Annotated in this window: 14 protein-coding genes; 5 read left to right on the top strand and 9 right to left on the bottom strand. The window is 46.3% G+C overall.

What is annotated here, in order from left to right; genetic code table 11:
* Positions 1–137: 137 nt before the first annotated feature.
* On the top strand, positions 138–1,292 hold the full coding sequence (locus tag JUB15_RS21595; protein ID WP_207514737.1) for an acetyltransferase domain-containing protein: 1,155 nt from the start codon (positions 138–140) through the stop codon (positions 1,290–1,292).
* A 19-nt stretch (positions 1,293–1,311) separates the two neighbouring features.
* On the opposite strand, the gene JUB15_RS21590 is transcribed toward JUB15_RS21595, so the two are convergent.
* From JUB15_RS21590 to JUB15_RS21570, 5 genes are all read right to left on the bottom strand, one after another.
* Positions 1,312–1,785 carry a nucleoside deaminase gene (locus JUB15_RS21590; protein WP_207514736.1) on the bottom strand — a complete coding sequence of 158 codons (474 nt, stop codon included), beginning with the start codon at positions 1,783–1,785 and terminating at the stop codon, positions 1,312–1,314.
* 10 nt (positions 1,786–1,795) lie between these two features.
* Entirely contained in the window at positions 1,796–2,695 is a 900-nt protein-coding gene (locus JUB15_RS21585) for a pyridoxamine 5'-phosphate oxidase family protein (RefSeq protein ID WP_207514735.1), read from the bottom strand.
* A 70-nt stretch (positions 2,696–2,765) separates the two neighbouring features.
* Entirely contained in the window at positions 2,766–3,128 is a 363-nt protein-coding gene (locus tag JUB15_RS21580) for a DsrE family protein (RefSeq protein ID WP_207514734.1), read from the bottom strand.
* A gap of 39 nt (positions 3,129–3,167) precedes the next feature.
* Positions 3,168–3,581: a nuclear transport factor 2 family protein gene (locus JUB15_RS21575; protein WP_207514733.1), complete on the bottom strand. Its 414-nt coding sequence runs from the start codon at positions 3,579–3,581 to the stop codon at positions 3,168–3,170.
* A gap of 76 nt (positions 3,582–3,657) precedes the next feature.
* Positions 3,658–4,227 carry a TetR/AcrR family transcriptional regulator gene (locus JUB15_RS21570; protein ID WP_207514732.1) on the bottom strand — a complete coding sequence of 190 codons (570 nt, stop codon included), beginning with the start codon at positions 4,225–4,227 and terminating at the stop codon, positions 3,658–3,660.
* Between the two features lie 210 nt (positions 4,228–4,437).
* On the opposite strand from JUB15_RS21570, the gene JUB15_RS21565 reads away from it, so the two are divergent.
* Positions 4,438–5,382, top strand: a complete 945-nt coding sequence (locus JUB15_RS21565) for a helix-turn-helix domain-containing protein (protein ID WP_207514731.1) — start codon at positions 4,438–4,440, stop codon at positions 5,380–5,382.
* A gap of 84 nt (positions 5,383–5,466) precedes the next feature.
* Entirely contained in the window at positions 5,467–6,708 is a 1,242-nt protein-coding gene (locus JUB15_RS21560) for an MFS transporter (protein ID WP_207514730.1), read from the top strand.
* Between the two features lie 101 nt (positions 6,709–6,809).
* Here the strand turns inward: JUB15_RS21560 and JUB15_RS21555 are convergent, their stop codons facing one another.
* From JUB15_RS21555 to JUB15_RS21545, 3 genes are all read right to left on the bottom strand, one after another.
* On the bottom strand, positions 6,810–7,769 hold the full coding sequence (locus JUB15_RS21555; RefSeq protein WP_207514729.1) for a homocysteine S-methyltransferase family protein: 960 nt from the start codon (positions 7,767–7,769) through the stop codon (positions 6,810–6,812).
* 7 nt (positions 7,770–7,776) lie between these two features.
* Positions 7,777–9,057, bottom strand: a complete 1,281-nt coding sequence (locus tag JUB15_RS21550; RefSeq protein ID WP_207514728.1) for a vanadium-dependent haloperoxidase — start codon at positions 9,055–9,057, stop codon at positions 7,777–7,779.
* Positions 9,058–9,150: 93 nt separating this feature from the next.
* Complete coding sequence (locus JUB15_RS21545) at positions 9,151–10,932, bottom strand: tetratricopeptide repeat protein (RefSeq protein WP_207514727.1); 1,782 nt, start codon at positions 10,930–10,932, stop codon at positions 9,151–9,153.
* Positions 10,933–11,223: 291 nt separating this feature from the next.
* Here JUB15_RS21545 and JUB15_RS21540 point away from each other — a divergent pair, with 291 nt between their 5' ends.
* Positions 11,224–11,718 (top strand): CAP domain-containing protein, encoded by a 495-nt coding sequence (locus JUB15_RS21540; protein ID WP_207514726.1) that lies wholly within the window; start codon positions 11,224–11,226, stop codon positions 11,716–11,718.
* A gap of 70 nt (positions 11,719–11,788) precedes the next feature.
* Here the strand turns inward: JUB15_RS21540 and JUB15_RS21535 are convergent, their stop codons facing one another.
* Positions 11,789–14,032 carry an ATP-binding cassette domain-containing protein gene (locus tag JUB15_RS21535; protein WP_207514725.1) on the bottom strand — a complete coding sequence of 748 codons (2,244 nt, stop codon included), beginning with the start codon at positions 14,030–14,032 and terminating at the stop codon, positions 11,789–11,791.
* A gap of 170 nt (positions 14,033–14,202) precedes the next feature.
* Between JUB15_RS21535 and JUB15_RS21530 the strand changes: the two genes are divergently transcribed.
* Positions 14,203–16,593, top strand: coding sequence for a hypothetical protein (locus JUB15_RS21530; protein WP_207514724.1), 2,391 nt, complete (start codon positions 14,203–14,205; stop codon positions 16,591–16,593).
* Positions 16,594–16,728: the final 135 nt, after the last annotated feature.

The raw sequence follows: 16,728 nt of genomic DNA, 5'->3' as shown, positions 1-16,728 counted from the left end.
CAGACCAACTACCGTGTATAGTTTCGTCAGGTGTTGGCCGATTTGAAAGGGGTGGTTTAGCCAGGAACCGATAAATTTGGTTTGTGTTGCACTGGGTCTTCATTGTTGTTCCCCAGGTATTATATAATCTTTATTGCATGAAAAGAATTTACAGCATTGACCTTATTCGCGGCATCGTAATGATCATAATGGCGCTTGACCATGTCAGAGACCTGTTACATACTACATCCCTCACCGATCTGCCCACGAACTTAAAGACTACCACGCCGGCATTGTTTTTTACCCGTTGGATCACCCATTTGTGTGCGCCTACCTTTGTTTTTCTGTCAGGGACCTCAGCATTTCTTTCCATGAAGAGCCGGCAGGATATTCGGGCAAGCCGCAGGTTTTTGCTTACAAGAGGTTTGTGGCTGATCGTATTGGAGTTTACCCTGGTAAATTTTGGACTGTTGTTCGACATCCATTTTAAAATATTGATCTTTGAGGTTATTGCAACCATAGGATTTGGTTTTATTATCCTTGCTTTATTGCTTACTTGTTCTTTAAGAACAATCGGCATCATCGGGTTGTCGATCCTTTTTCTTCACAACCTGGCGCCATTGGTGCCTGGATCAGAAACAGCTTTATTTAAAAAAATACTGATGCCGTTCTTTGCACCCGGCGCCTTTCCATTTGCGGGCGATCGTTTGTTTATTATGACGTATCCGCCTGTTCCCTGGCTGGGCATTTTGCTCACCGGATTTGCCGCAGGCCGATTCTTTGCGATGGAAACGCCAAAGCCATTCTTTTTAAAAGTGGGTATTGCTTCGATGGGATTATTTATTCTTTTGCGGGTCCTGAATATTTACGGAGATCCAGTGCCATGGGCAACGCAGAAAAATGGCGTGTATACTTTTCTTTCTTTTATGAACGTGACCAAATATCCGCCTTCCCTGCAGTTCTGCCTGTTGTTCGTGGGCGTCCTGTTTCTGCTCACCTGCGCGCTGCAGGGAATAAGGAACAAACTAACAGAAGTCATCAGCATTTATGGAAAGGTACCCTTGTTTTATTTTTTGATCCATTTTTACATTATACATCTACTTGTGTTTGTCATGGTGTATATGCAGGGATTTACAAGCGCCGACATGGTATTCGGATTTAATTTCGGCAGGCCTAAATCCGGCAGCGGGCTGGACCTTTGGGCCATTTATGTGGTATGGCTGGCCATCGTTGCCGTTATGTACCCGCTTTGCAAATGGTATGCTGGCTATAAGGAAAATAATAAAGGGAAAAAGTGGTTGCGGTATCTGTGACCGGGATACGGTACGCGCGTTATCCTTTTACTTTTTGGAGGAATTGTAAACATTCTTTTTCCAGCATTCCTCCTTCAGTGGCTACAGACTTTTTCCACCTGCCAATGGCGGTTGTGCCCAGCAATGGGAAATTGGAGTGCACGCCGCCGATGTCGCCTGCCTTTGCTCCAAAAACTACTCGGGCGATCTGTGTTTCCCTGATCAAATAACTGCACATGAAACATGGTTCTACCGTTGTGTACATAGTGCAAAGGCTCAGGTCTTTCGTATTCAGTTTTTCAATGGCTTTTACGATGGCAACGATCTCCGCATGGCCAAGTATGTCGGGAAGCAGGCTTTCTCCTTCCCAGCCTTCTGCTATGATGTTGTTATCTTTTACCATTACTGCGCCTACCGCTGTTTTGCCATTCTTTTTTGCCTCCGCTGCCAGCTGCAGGCAGCGTTGCATAAAAAAGTGATCGTTCATTTGCATATAATTCAGTGATGCATTCAAATTAATGACGTTACGGATTAAAGGGCGAGTATTCCATAAAATTCCAGTCAAACCCTTTCAGGTTTTCCAAAAGGATCCACTCAGCCGGAAAGAACATCCAGTATCTTCCGGTGCCGCCGCTTATTGATTGTGCGTCTTCGTGGTCCCATAGTATTTCAACCGAACCGGTGAGCTGCAGGGTACGGTGCTTTTCAAAATCAATAAACAACAGGCCGGCTTTAGGGTTGGTGATAAAATTACCAAACGTATTGAAAAGACTGTTCCCCTTATAATCGGGAATAAGCAGGGAGCCATCCTGCTGAATGGAAACAAATCCCGGCGCGCCTCCGCGGTGCGAAGCATCCATGTCGCCTTTGTTACTGGCGCTGGCCACAAAAAATGTATCAGCCGTTCGTATCATCTCATGCAGATCAGGCGGCAGCACCGTGCCCCGTTCTTCCGGGCGTTCATAGCCCGGTTTACCGGTTTTCAACACCTGCCTTTGCTGAATGAATTTGGGGCAATTAGGATACGCCTGATCTACGACAATCCGCAACAGGTCATTTTCCTGCTCTATTGTGCCATTGACGCGGAACCGCCTTCGGGTAGCAGGTTCAATAAATAGCAACCCTGTTTTCGCCTGTTCTACAATGTTGCTCCAGAACGGATCTGCCGGATTGGAATTGACCAGGTTGGTGTTGATCTCAATCGTTACAAAGCTGGTCACTTTCAGGAATCCTTCTTCACCTGACAGGGCGGAAACAAATAGTTCGCCTTTGTTATTCCGGGTGCTTATGATAAAGAAAGCCTGCCTTTCAATAAAATTAATAGCGCCCGGAATAATTTGATTGGCCATCGCTTTCCCATTCCGCTCAGCCATGTGCCGTTCACCGGCTCTTTGTTGTGCTTCCAGTTCTCCTTCGTGATACATAAGAAATTTATTAGCGGTTCGTGTAGCAATAAAACAGGAAGGAAAGCGCCCGCATTGAGCGCTTTTTGATTTAAAAACTGAGAATATTAAAACCTTCTTTTTGCATTTGCACCAGGCTGGGCAAACCTGTTGTGCCAGGCACCTGGTTGTCTTTGATAAGATCGAAGCCTGAAGCGTTGGCGCCAAATACGTCGGCACAGCCACAGGAGATACCTGCTACTTTGTCTTCAATGGCTTTGAATAACTGGTGTGCCGGATGATCGGTCTTTTGAAGTTGTTCGGGCCAGCGGGTGCCTGTTCCCTGGAAGTACAGCGATACTTCTTCGCCGGCAGATTTGTATTCATAAACAGTGGCCAGCGCATTATACAGGCGGCCCAGTGACTCTTCTGAACCCGTTTTTGGATCAGAGAAAACCAATACAGCTGTTTTCATTGTATTAATGTGTTATTTGGTTAATGAGATAATTATATTCTATCTGAATTTTCTGTCTTCTTCTTTAATGGAAATATCATTGATGCTGGCATATCGTTTTTCCATGTAACCGTTTGCATCAAACTCCCAGTTTTCGTTGCCGTAAGAGCGGTACCATTGCCCGGAAGCATCATGCCATTCATATTCAAAGCGAACCGCAATTCTGTTGTCTGTAAAAGCCCATAGTTCTTTTTTCAGTTTATAATCCAGTTCCTTTTCCCATTTGCGCTCGAGGAAGCGGCGCACTTCTTCTCTTCCATTTATGAATTCCGACCGGTTACGCCACTCTGTATTAACGGTATAAGCAAGGCTTACTTTTTCAGGGTTGCGCGTGTTCCAGGCGTCTTCAGCAGCCTGCACTTTCTGCAGGGCGGTTTCTTTGGTGAATGGTGGTAATGGAAATCTTTTTTCCATGGTACTATGTTTTTAAGTGAGTGATCGTTTCCGTTGATAGAACAGACAGGTCTGTCTATTTTCAGGGCAAAAAATTTTAGGTATCAGCCAGCAGCGCCTTGATCATTTTCTTTGACCTTTTAACGGGCCAGGTTTCTTTATAGATCTTCGATTCTACTATGGCGCCTTCGTACAGCAGGTAAATGGAGTCGCCGATCATCTCTATCTCATCTGCCGGCTTTCCCTGTAAAGCTGCTGTAACAAAACCTTTCATAAACTCGCGCAGTTTACCCTTGTGCTCAATAATTTCTTTTGACATTAATGGACTGGATTCACCAATTTCCGACAGCATATTGATGAATTTGCAGCCCAGGAAATGGTGTTGCTGTAAGGCATATTCAAGATGATCGAAACAGGCCAGCAATTTTTGTACTGGCGTATTTTTCGCGCTGGTCCATTTTTTTAAACCGCCAAACCATTCCTCACGCCCTGCTTTTAAATAGTGAACACCCAGTTCATCTTTCGATCCGAAATGCTGGTACAGGCTGGCTTTGGCCACCTTGGCTTCTTCCAGGATCTGGTTGATGCCGGTATTATTATACCCCTGGGTATAAAACAACCGGGCGGCAGTTTCTAATATGCGTTCTCTTGGACCCGACTTACTCATGAATGATGAATCTGCGGCTAAGGTAGGTAAGACTTTTGATATAGACAAATCTGTCTATTTTCTTCTATGCCATCAATAGCCCGGATCACCTGAGTGACCGCATGGATCGGGCTCAGCCGCGGAATATCGTTAACAAACTGGTTTCGCCGATTGTTATTACCTTTGATTTATATAAGACACTGTCTTTGCAGTCATTTAATTAATGATACCATGGATAAACAGATCCCCACCGAAAGTCTTATACAATATTATGAAAGAACAGGTCAGCCGGTACCTACAGGTTTGTTAACGGTAGCCAATGGCGTGGGGCATTTTTGCGTGAAGCCCACGACGGGGCCAACCCGCAAAACTCCTTTTAACCGGCGCGACTATTACAAGATCTGTTTAAGCAGCGGCGCAGGCCGGGGCAAGGGCACCCTGATCTACAACGACCAGGAGATCAACCTGCATCCACCCTGTCTTATATTTACGCATCCATCGGTGCCTGCTTCCATTGAAATTTCCTTTACCTCCGTGAGCAGGTACGGATGTATATTCAATAAGCAATTTATAGAAGGGCAAATACAACCTGATGTTCAGTATGCAAGTCCTTTGTTCAATCCCACTTTGTTTCCCGTAGTAGCGCTTACAGAAGCGGAAAGGGACAGATTGAATAACTACTTCACCGAAATGCAGCGCTTGCAGGAGTCGGACTATCCTTTTAAATGGGATATGATCCGTAATATTTTACAATTGATCATTCATGAAGGCGTGCGGTTGCAGCAGGAGCAGTTGTTTCAGCCGGCTGTGGTGCACGACAGACTGGTGAATGCTTTTTATTCCCTGCTGAACCAGCAATTTCCGGTTGACTCCCCCGAGAATTCATTGAAATTATTGACCCCCGCTCATTTCGCCGACCTGTTGCATGTGCACGTGAACCATTTGAACAGTACGGTGAAAAAGCATTCGGGTAAATCAACCCGTAATATTATCCAGGAACGGATTGTTACCGAGGCAAAAGCATTATTGCGCAACACCAGCTGGAACATTGCTGAGATCGGTTATGCGCTTGGCTTTGAATACCCTTCCCACTTCAACAAGTACTTTAAACAATTTACATCCGTTACGCCCCTGGAGTTCAGGCAGCAAAATGCCGCCGTTCCTGCTCACCTTTGATTTGTATAATAACCTCTTTGATTGGTATAATCGTGACAGGCGCCGGGTGATCTACCTTTATATGACCAAATAAACAGATCACCCATGAGGAATTTAACAGAATCCCGGATACGGTCTAACACCTATGTTGCATTGAGCCTGATTCCTTTGTCTGGATTTGCTATGGACGTCTTTATTCCATCACTGCCTGATATGGCAGTGCAATTGCAGACCACACCTGCATCTATTCAATTAACACTTTCCCTGTTCATCATCAGCTATGGCGTTTCACAATTAATTGTGGGCGGCCTGCTGGATAGCTACGGACGTTACTGGCCAACTATCATCAGCATGCTGGTGTTCAGCGCTGCAAGTTTTAGCATCGCCTGGTCGGGCAGTATAGCGGTTATCTATGCCATGCGGATCATTCAGGGCTTTACGGTGGCGGTTATTGTCGTAAGCAAACGATCGTTCTTTGTTGACGTATACAGCGGTGAACAACTGAAGAAATATACCAGCCTGTTCTCCGTGATCTGGGCCATCGGGCCCATAGTGGCGCCTTTCCTGGGTGGCTTTTTTCAAACAACCTGGGGCTGGACCTCCAATTTTATCTTCCTGGGCATTTTCAGCTTTGTGTTCTTTTTAATAGAGATTTTCATTGGCGGTGAATCCCAGAAACAGGCGCAGCCATTAAGCATTAAGAATATACTCGACAGTTATGGAAAAATGGTGAAGACCAGGGATTTCACGGCCGGCATGATCATACTGGGCCTTGCCTACGCCATGATATTGTTATATGGAATGGCCAGTCCGTTTTTAATAGAGCAACGTTTACATTTTTCTCCCGAAGTAACAGGATACTGTGCGCTTTTTTCGGGGCTCTCGGTTTTGACCGGCGGCACGCTTTCAAGAATTCTGATCAAAAAACCATTTATAAAGAAACTGATATTCGCTTCGGCTTTGCAAATAGTATCGGTGGTATTGTTGATAACCCTTAGTTTTTATCATCAAAGTTTACCTACCCTGCTGCTGTATGTATTCCTGTTACATAGTACGGGCGGGTTTATCTTTAATAACCTCATGTCGTACACGCTTACCCGTTTTCCGGAATATGCCGGTAAAGCGGCCGGCTTGGTAGGTGGTGGTTTTTCGGTAGTAACTTCTATTTTAAGCTCATTACTGGTTAATACCTTAACAATAACCAACCAAACTGTTTTAGGTATTGGTTATGGAGTGCTGGCGATAGGTACTTTGCTTATAATTGTAAAAACAAAATGGCTGGTGCATGAAAGCGTGCCGAATAACAAAGCTGTAGCGGAAACCGAGACAGCAGTGGCGGCAGCATAATGTATAATATAAGAGAACATTAAAAAAAGCCCCTGGTGTAGCCAGGGACTTTTTTATATACAGGCTGCTGTAACAGGTCACATTTCATGGCTATACATTCCCTATACTTTCAAAGCTTCCTGTTCTTCCAGCGTTTTACATATTTCTTCAATATGCGTATGATCAGTGCCGCAGCAACCACCGATCACCTTCAGCGCGGGCAGCAGTTGAAACAGTTGCATATATCCTTCGGCCAGCAGGCATTTGTCACCGGTGTCGAGCGTTTCCGATTCATCCAGCTCTGCATGGCTTTTGAGGGACGCGTTGGCCCTGATGCCGCCAATCCTGTTTTTCCAGTCACCGGCTTCTTCGAGTTGGTGTAAGAAATGTTGCGGATGAGCGCAATTGATCATATAATGCCCCGCGTAAGACGCCGTTGCCTGATCTGTTCTCTCAATGGCTTCCCGTAACAATTCACCGCCCGGTAAGCGGCCATCGGTTTCCACCGTAAAAGAAATGACTACCGGGAGCCGGAATGACTGTGCCGCCTGAATGATACCGATCGCTTCATCACTATAGGTGATGGTAACGGCTGTTATTATATCTGCATCGGCCAGGGCAAATGCTTTCACCTGTTCCAGGTGATACATTTTTGCCTGTTCGGCCGTCATTTGGTTTTCGGCTTTATAGCCATCGCCTCTGGGGCCAATGTTACCGCTTATGATTATATGTGGCAGTGTGGTTTTATAAGGCGCTGCCAGCGCGCGAATGAATTGGATCGATTGCCTGTTCAACGCGAACAATTCATCGTGTGTGTATCCGAGTTTAAAACCCCAATCGGAGCTGGCGCGCCAGGTTGGCGACTCCATTACAAACCCCATCCTGTATTGTTCTGCCAGCGCCAGGTATGGCTGGTAGTAGGTGGCTAAGGCCTGCCGCCCTTTTTCATCGGTTAACAATTCAAAAGCGGCAAAAGAATTCAATGGTATGCCCTGGTTAAAAATCAAAGTTGTTTCCAGTCCACCATCTGTTAGGTACAATTTCTGGCTGAAAACAGGCGATGGGTGATTGGTGGTTTCCATTGCTCATTCAGTTTATAGGTTTACAATAATTGTTTACAATCCAATCGCCGACATTATGTCCCAATTCCAGTCCGGCTTCGCAGGCAAAACGGAAGTGAATACCCGCTCTTACTCTTGAATCGGCATTTTCTTTGGCAGCCTGGCTGAAGCTGCTGAAACTTCTTGTACTGCCGGCAGGGAATGCGGTTGGCGAGCTCATGGTAAAATTTGTATGATCGCCCAATAACCTTGCCAGCACGGTTGCGGCCGCATTGCCTAAGGCGCTGTGGGTACTCGGATAATCCTGTACAGGCGGTGTGTTCTCACAAGGCAGCCATTGCTCATCTGCGGTTGTTTGATCATTGCCATCAGCGGCAGCAAAATGAATAGCGGTATACGGGCGCCAGAAATTATAATGCGCCTTCGAATCCCAGCCTGCTGTATAAGCATCTGCCAGGGCAATATCAACCAGGGCAAACAGGCGCGCAGTTTCCAGCAGGTTTAATTTTTTATTGATGGCCACGGTGCGTGCTACGCGGTTCCAGCCGGCTTCTGAAAATTCATACCAGAATTTTGCATAGGCCGTTTGATCGGCAGTACGGGTACTGCTGTTGCGGCTGCCGGTTTCCTTTACTTCATTAAAGGCAGTTGCATAGGCTGCGCTGTTCAATGCCGGTGGCGCCGCTACGCGAAACTGATCTTTCTTTTGCAGGCCAAACAACTTTATGTTTTCCCAATAGGGCGCAAAACAAAAATTGAATGGTGGTACCACCTGGTATTTTCCGGGCAGGTCTGTACCCGCTATGGGCACCATGGGATCGCCTGCAGAACCATCATCGGCACGCATGGCAATTATAGCCTGGGCAGCATCTTCTCCCAGCTTAATGCCTCTCTGTTTTGCATCGCCATCAGCCAAAGGCGCCAGGGACTGCTGCCATGCCGAATCAAGAAAACCTTTTTTACCCGGCAGTTCATGCAGCAGTACTGCATGTGCTGCGCTAGCGGCTGCAGCAACCGGATCGGCGCCGGCATCTTTCCCCGTGAATGCATAAGTAGTGTACCGCGGGTACACGCCATTCAATGCATCATGCATGGCAATATGCACCATGGCATTGATGCGCGAGGCCATCAGCGAATGCTGATACTGTACACCGCCAAAGCCTTCATAGGCCACTTCATTCCATTTCAATATTACATCATTGGGTAAGGTTTTAATGGGATCAGCAGGGTAATTATTCCTTGAACAGGAAATTGTAAACAGGGAAATTGACATTCCCAACATCAACCCGAAATTTCTTAAGTGCTTCATTTTTTATATGTTTTGTATCCAATGAAGCGTAAGTTGATGCCTTACAATGTGAGGCCACGAAAGCCCCTGTGATAGACCTTACAGCTGTTTGCGTTACGAGGTAGTCCAGCTTATTTCACGGTCCGGCTGGTAGGAGCACAGGATACCGGTCTTAATGGCGTTCGACAGGTGGGCGCCCAACAAAGGATGTTGTTGTTCGATACGTGCAATGGCATTGCGGATGCGCCAGGTGAGTGCTGAGCGTGCCTTCTCTACTGTGCTGCCCGTTTCCCTGGCTTTACCTTTCAGACCCAATGATTTTGACAAGTGATCTACCAGCCTGTCGTAAGCTGCCTGTAATTGCTCCATGCGTACATAGTCGCTGCGCTGTTCTGCCTCCTGCAGGTCAATTTGCAGGTCGAGGATCTTTTTTTGGTATTCCTTTCTGGCTTTTTCATCGATCAGTTTCTCGCCCTGGTCATTAACGCTGCTGCCCATAAGTTCGGCACAATGAAACAGCTGGCGCGGCTCGCGCAGCATTTTCTGAATATCATAAAAGCCCTTCAGTTCGGGCATTTGTACCCTGGTGCCATCATAGGAAAGCTTCCATGCAGCTGTTTCTTTCAGAAAACAATTATCATCAGCGGGTTGAATGGCCGGCTTTGTTTTTTGTTCGCGCCGTATTTGAAAATTGCCATTGCTGATATACCGCAAAAACTCATCGAGGTTTGTTTTATAGCGGTAAGGATTGATCTTCGTTATCCAGTCTATCGCTTCCTGCAAAGGAAAATCTTTGCCTTTGCTGATAAGCTTGCGGTAGGTTTCCAGGTATAAATTCCAGTAATACTGCATGCGTTCGGGTTGCTGCAGGTAATAATGAATGGCGGCGTAATACGCTTCCGCATTCGCAATTTTCGCTTTTTGATCCGGTTTTATGAGTGAGGCAGCCTTTTCATAATTACCCTGCCTGAAATAGATGAATACACCAACTACAAAATAATTATCTGCATGCAGCGGCAGCAATTGAAGGGCTTTCTCATAGATCTCAAGCGCTTCCTTTTCTTTACCCAGCAACAAAAAGCATAATGCGATCTGCATATGGGTGTCGGGATCATTGAGGTTCAGCATCAATGATTTTCTGAAGTAGAACTCCGCCGTGTCATAAGATTCTTCATACAGGAAGATCTTGCCCATCACCATGGCAGTAACATGGTTCTGATCATCCAGCTCAATGGCTTTTTGCGCCCATTCATAAGCTCCGGTGCGCGACACATCCCAGCGCTCCCATAACTGGCAGCTCCATTCATTGAAATAGGTCATCGACATGCCGGTATAGGCCAGTGCATAATCAGGTTGTATGTCCAGGGCTTTTTGAAAATGTTCCCGTGCAATGAGGTCGCTTTCTACAGAACCTTTTTTCACTTCTTCCATACCATATAACCAATGTTCATAAGCGCCGAATTCTACCTTGGGTCTTTTGCGCATACGGGTGAGCAGATCGTTGTTGATCTGGTGCTGCAAGACGCCCACGATGGCAGCCAGCAGATCGTCCTGTATGGCGTGCAGGCCGGTTAAACTGCCTTCGAGGCGATTGCCCCACACCATATGCCGCGTGTTGCTGTTATACAATTGAACATTGATGCGCACCAGTTCTTTTTCACAACGAAAAGTGCCATGGATAAAATAATCGGTTCTTACGGAATCGAGTAAACCGGCTGATGACGGATCAGCTGCTATTTGAACAGCAGGTAATTTGATGATCCTGAATTGCCGGAAACGAGATAGCTCGGTGATAAGATCGGTGCTGAACGACCTGCAGAAAACGCCCAGATCGTTTTGCAGCGAAAGGTCTTCGAACGGAAAGATCGTGAGCGTAATATGGTCATTGGCATGCATCCCGGTTCTTTACTGGTAGTGCAAAAGTATTTTATTTAAGAAAAGCGCCAATAACACAAAGCGGGTACTTTTTTTAAATTAACATTTGCCATGACCGCCGTCAGTTTTTTGATCTGCCTTTCATAAACAGCCTATTAAGAGATTTTGAGATTCCGCGATTTATCGGAAAGTTTGAACCTGAGCCAATCCCAAAATCTCAAAATCCCGAAAATCAGAAATCAATATTAATGTTCCTTTATATTTTTATGGCCTGAAATTGGCATAATAGCCGCCAGTCAACCCTATTAAAGTATGAAGCATATTTTTTTCCCGGCCCTTTTATCTTTTTTTGTTTTTGAAGCCAGCTCCCATCCGTTAACAATGCCTGGTAAAACGGCGCCTGCCCATGTTACTGCTGCCACGGTTCGCGCAGGCATGGAGGATGATATCTTAAAATATATTAATGCCTACCGCAGGAAAAAAGGCTTACGTCCGCTGACCATGAATGCGGCCATAAGCGCTGAAGCGCAGCAGCACAGTGAAAATATGGCGGCTCGGCGCACTTCTTTCGGGCACAATGGTTTTCAGGGACGCGTAAAAAGGTTTTCGCCCGCTATCAATGGCGTTTCAGGCGTAGCCGAGAACGTGGCCCTCGGCAGCACTACGGCAAAGGAAGTGGTTGATAACTGGTTGAAGAGTGCCATGCATAGAAAAAACATTGAAGGCGATTATACCCTGACTGGTATCGGCGTTGCTGCCGATAAAAAAGGCACGCTGTATTTTACACAGATCTTTGCCTCCAACTAATTTTTTGCAACGATATCCCCGGCCGGTACAGTTAACCGGCCGGGGTAACTCTTAATCAGCTTTAATTGGGTCAGTCTTGCAAATAAGCACTCGTAATTGACTGCTTCGCCTGTAACAGCTCCTTGGGTGTTCCTTCAAACAGTACCTGTCCACCCTTATGGCCGCCCTCAGGGCCCATGTCAATGATCCAGTCGGCATTTTTAATGATGCTTATATTATGTTCAATGATGATGACGGTATTGCCGGCATCCACCAGGCGGTTGATAATAGATAGCAAATGCCCGATGTCTGACATATGCAAACCAGTAGTAGGCTCATCCATTACATAAATACTTCCTTTTTTATGCAACTCGCTTGCGAGCTTGATGCGCTGACATTCCCCGCCCGATAAGGTGCTTAATGGCTGTCCCAGGGTCAGGTAATCGAGACCGACATCGCTCATGGCCTGCAGCTTCTTTTGAATTTCTTTCTGCTTAAAGAATTCAAGCGCGTCCTGGACGGTCAAATTCAAAACATCTGCAATCGATCTGCCATCCAGTTGGTAAGCCAGTACTTCTTCTTTAAATCGCTTGCCTTCGCAGATCTCACAGGGTATCTTAATGCCATCCAGGAATGCCAGATCAGTGTACACCACACCGGCGCCCTGGCAGTTTTCACAAGCGCCTTTTGAGTTGAAGCTGAACAGGGAGGCGCTGACGTTATTGGCGGCGGCAAATGCTTTGCGCACATCATCCATTATGCCGGTGTAAGTGGCCGGGTTGGAACGCGAAGTGGTGCCAACGGCCGATTGATCGATCACGATCGCATCAGGATGCTGCTGCAGAAAAACATGATGAATAAGCGAACTTTTTCCGGAGCCTGCCACACCGGTTACAACCGTCAATACACCGGCAGGTATATCAACATTCACATTTTGCAGATTATTGACCCGCGCTTTTCGAACCGGTAGTTTACCGGTGTGCAGCCTGAAACTTTCTTTAATGGGAATGCGCTGTTTCATGAACCGGCCGGTAAGCGTCTGGGCTTTCAACAGGTTGTCAAAGCTGCCCTCAAAAACAATATTCCCGCCGCGGTTACCGGCATGCGGACCTACATCCACAATATGATCCGCAATTTTAATAACATCCGGATCATGCTCCACCACAATCACGGTGTTGCCTTTATCCCTCAGTTTTTTCAACAGGTCGTTCAGCCTATGCACATCGCGCGGATGCAGGCCCACGCTGGGCTCGTCAAAAATGTACATCACATCAACCAGGCTGCTGCTCAGGTGTTTTACCATTTTAATACGTTGCGATTCACCACCCGATAAAGTACTGGTCTCACGGTCGAGACTAAGATAATCAAGACCGATATCCACCAGGTGCTGTAATCTTTCACGTAATGTTTTTAACATGGGCGCCGCCACCGGATCATTGATCTTCTCCAGTTCACTGATCAGCTCGGTAATTTCCATAGCGCTCAGCTTCGCAATGTTATTCCCATTGATCTTGCAGTTCAATGCTGTCTGGCTCAGGCGGGCGCCTTTGCACAAAGGGCAGGGTTGCATGCCGATATAAGGCGCCACTTTCTTTTGTGTTCGTTCAGAAAGTGTTTTCAGGTCGCGTTTGATATAGGCTTTGGTGAATTTTTCAATGATACCCATATAGGTAACATTAATTATACCGCCACCAAACTGCATCTTTACTTTTTGCGGTTTACTGTACAGCAGCAGGTCCATTTCCTCAGGTGTGTAATCCCGGAGTTTTTTGTCGACATCAAAAAAGCCGGAACTCGAATACATGGCAATTTCCCACGAAGCAAAGACCGGCACCTGTACCGCGCCCTCTTTTAGCGATTTATCCATGTCGAGAAAAGATTCAGCTTTAACACCCATCTTTTTTCCCAGACCGCTGCATTCAGGGCACATGCCCTGCGGATCGTTAAATGAAAATGCATTGGAATAACCAACATGCGGCTGCCCTATGCGTGAATACAGTAAGCGCAGCACCGGCGCAATATCTGTGATGGTACCTACGGTAGAAGTAGAACCACCGCCCAGCCTTTTTTGATCTACGACTATAGCCATGCTTAAATTCTCAATGGCTTCTGCGTGCGGCGGCGCATACCGGGGCAGAAAATTGCGCACAAACATGCTGAAGTTCTCATACAGCTGCCTTTGTGCTTCCGTTGCAATGGTGTCAAAAACAATAGATGATTTACCAGAACCGGATACACCTGTAAATATGGTGATGGTTCGTTTGGGGATTTTCAGGGAAACATTCCTGAGATTATTTTCCCGGGCACCCTTGATTTCGATGTACTCCTTTTGCATATTTTATTTTAACTATGTGTAAATGGTGTAACTACAATTGGGGCAGGCCAAACAAGAAAAGGGCATGTAATTTCGGAAAAAATATCTTTCCGCTATTGTACAGAAACGACAAATAATGATTTAACTGCGTTGGCTTGCATGGTTAGGCAATGAAATATAATATTGCAACTATGAAGTTCCTGCTGCCCTGTATTCTTTTCATGTGTTTTAAAAATGCATTCCCTCAAACCGAGAACATACCGGCTAAAATGGCGGCCTATGCTTCCGCTAAAAATGCCGATCAGCTGTTTGTTCATACTGATAAACATATCTACACCAATAATGAATCGATATGGTTCAGCGCATGGATGCTGCGTTGTGGCAATGACTCGCTGCCGCTTCACCGCTTTTTATCGCTGGTGCTGGTACCGGCCGACCTGCGCACAGCAGTAAAGCAACAAAAGTTTGCCATGAGCAATGGGTATAGCTATGGCAGCCTGCAATTGCCCGATTCCATTGCACCAGGGGAATATAAACTGGTGGCCTGTACGAATATTGTGGGACCTGATAGTTTACCCCTGGCCTTGTTTACCCGGGAAATATCGGTGCGGTCGATCCGTCAGTCTGAATTTGTGGCTGCGGCCACCCTTTTGGAAGACACAACGGGCAAAAAAGACCTGCTGATAACTGTTAGAAATAAAATAAGCGGACAGCCGGTACGCGATGCGGAATTGTCGTTATGGTGCGGAAACAGCAAAGTGATTTATGCGCGGACAGACAAAAATGGAATGTATCGCCAGAATTTGTTGGTGTTCACGGCAGCAGCTGCTTCACCAGCTGTCGTAATCACAAAGATCAAACATAAAGGTGATGTGGAATACCTGCAGCATAAATGGCCGGGGGCAGCTGACCCGCGAGAGCTGGAAATGAAATTTTATCCGGAAGGAGGAAACCTGGTAGCCGGCATTGTCTGTAATATAGGTTGGGAATCGAAAAGCAGCCATGGCGAACCGGTGACCACGAAGGCAGTGTTGTTCGAAGATCAGAAACCCATCGATACAATACAAACAGATGAGCGCGGCCTGGGCCGGTTTGCATTGGTGCCGCATGCAGGAGTTATGTATCGTATTCTGCCGATTGCCTGGCCAACTGAAATGTCGCTGAAGAAAGAGTATCAATTGCCGGCTGTATTGGCGAAAGGAATGACGCTTGCCGTTCCGAAAGCCGTTGCGGGCGACTCGCTTCGATTGACTGTATTTGCGAATGGCTATTCACAGGTAAACATGGTAGTGCATAATTTCAGAACGGTTTTCAATCAACAGACACTTACTGTAAAACCAGGCGGCCTGCGGGTGTTGGTGTTGTTAAACGAAGTTCCCAAAGGGCTTACCGCCATTACCCTGCTCGATAGTAATAACCGCCCGCTGGCCGAACGCATTTTCTTTGCGCATTATAACCATAAAGCAGTCTGCACCATTACCCCTGATCAAAAAGTATATGAGAAGCGCCAGAAAGTGACCGTTTCTTTTCGACTCAACAATCGTCAGCAACCAAGTGCCGGTTTTGCGGCTGTTAGCTGTGCCCAGGCGAACCGGTTTAAGAACAGCAAACACCAGGATATTGAATCCTTTTGCTATCTGCAGGCTGAATTGCAGGAGGCGCCGCTCTATCGTACCGGTCAGGGCTTCCGTGATTCCGGTTACCTGGAAAATGTGTTGCTGGTGCGGGGCTGGCGAAGATACACCTGGCAGGAGCTGCTGGCAGCAAACCATACGGCCTCTGCATATCATTCACCAGCTATACACGGGTATGTTGTGCCGGGCGATGGTAAAGTAAGAAAGCCGGTTACCATAAACGTGTTAGGTGGCCAAAACAGTGTTTCAATTATCACAACTGATGCCAGGGGCCATTTTCAGTTTTCGGTTGATCAGTTACTGGTGCCGCAGGAAAAGAAATTGCATTTACTGGTAGGAAATAAAATAGAAAGGAATACAGCGGTGATCCAGGATCCATATCTAGCCATAAATCAAAAACTGGCATCGATCATCCCATTCAACAAAATAGATGCAGACCGGTACCTGCAGTTTGCGCAGGACATGCAATTAGAGGAACTGAAAAAAGTTAAACAGCTCGCAGTGGTCACGGTGAAAGGAAATCGTAATGTTAATAGCTTATTTTCCGCTACCAATGCCTGCGGCGATTTTGTTTGTTCATATAATAAACTGAATTGTTATGGCCACGTTGGTGATCCGGGCAATCGCCTTCCTGAGAAAGGAAAGGTGTACCGGTTGAACGGAGGAGGCACCATCGTTTATTCAGGCTGTGGCCTCGATGAGAACAACAAGGAATATGAAGGTATAAAAATTGGCAAGGAGTTTTATGTTGACGATTACAGTGAGGCCTCAGGTCTTCCAAAATACGTTTCAACTATTTACTGGTCGCCCATGTTGGTGTTTGACAAAGACGGCAAAGCAACAGCCAGCTTTTACACCAGTGACATTACCGGCCGGTTCCGTATTGTGGTCAATGGTGTGGCCGGCGACAATTTCTTTCATGAAAATGCTTTCATTGACGTGAAATAAACGCCATAGCACAACACCTTCATTACAATGGAAATGCGCCCGTGTTTAAAAATTATTAAATTATTATCTTCTGTAAAACATCCTGTACTTGTTGCTATTGGCTGGTAAAAATTCGCAATTTTGACAAATAATCCT

The sequence above is a fragment of the Longitalea luteola genome (assembly GCF_017356035.1).
Taxonomy (GTDB): domain Bacteria; phylum Bacteroidota; class Bacteroidia; order Chitinophagales; family Chitinophagaceae; genus Niastella; species Niastella luteola.
This window is presented reverse-complemented; position numbering and strand designations above follow the sequence as displayed.

What these genes read in the sequence shown, in the direction of transcription:
- JUB15_RS21595 (WP_207514737.1), top strand. Translation starts at nt 138, where the DNA reads ATGAAAAGAATTTACAGCATTGACCTTATTCGCGGCATCGTAATGATC.
- JUB15_RS21585 (WP_207514735.1), bottom strand. Translation starts at nt 2,695, where the DNA reads ATGTATCACGAAGGAGAACTGGAAGCACAACAAAGAGCCGGTGAACGG.
- JUB15_RS21580 (WP_207514734.1), bottom strand. Translation starts at nt 3,128, where the DNA reads ATGAAAACAGCTGTATTGGTTTTCTCTGATCCAAAAACGGGTTCAGAA.
- JUB15_RS21575 (WP_207514733.1), bottom strand. Translation starts at nt 3,581, where the DNA reads ATGGAAAAAAGATTTCCATTACCACCATTCACCAAAGAAACCGCCCTG.
- JUB15_RS21570 (WP_207514732.1), bottom strand. Translation starts at nt 4,227, where the DNA reads ATGAGTAAGTCGGGTCCAAGAGAACGCATATTAGAAACTGCCGCCCGG.
- JUB15_RS21565 (WP_207514731.1), top strand. Translation starts at nt 4,438, where the DNA reads ATGGATAAACAGATCCCCACCGAAAGTCTTATACAATATTATGAAAGA.
- JUB15_RS21560 (WP_207514730.1), top strand. Translation starts at nt 5,467, where the DNA reads ATGAGGAATTTAACAGAATCCCGGATACGGTCTAACACCTATGTTGCA.
- JUB15_RS21555 (WP_207514729.1), bottom strand. Translation starts at nt 7,769, where the DNA reads ATGGAAACCACCAATCACCCATCGCCTGTTTTCAGCCAGAAATTGTAC.
- JUB15_RS21550 (WP_207514728.1), bottom strand. Translation starts at nt 9,057, where the DNA reads ATGAAGCACTTAAGAAATTTCGGGTTGATGTTGGGAATGTCAATTTCC.
- JUB15_RS21545 (WP_207514727.1), bottom strand. Translation starts at nt 10,932, where the DNA reads ATGCATGCCAATGACCATATTACGCTCACGATCTTTCCGTTCGAAGAC.
- JUB15_RS21540 (WP_207514726.1), top strand. Translation starts at nt 11,224, where the DNA reads ATGAAGCATATTTTTTTCCCGGCCCTTTTATCTTTTTTTGTTTTTGAA.
- JUB15_RS21535 (WP_207514725.1), bottom strand. Translation starts at nt 14,032, where the DNA reads ATGCAAAAGGAGTACATCGAAATCAAGGGTGCCCGGGAAAATAATCTC.
- JUB15_RS21530 (WP_207514724.1), top strand. Translation starts at nt 14,203, where the DNA reads ATGAAGTTCCTGCTGCCCTGTATTCTTTTCATGTGTTTTAAAAATGCA.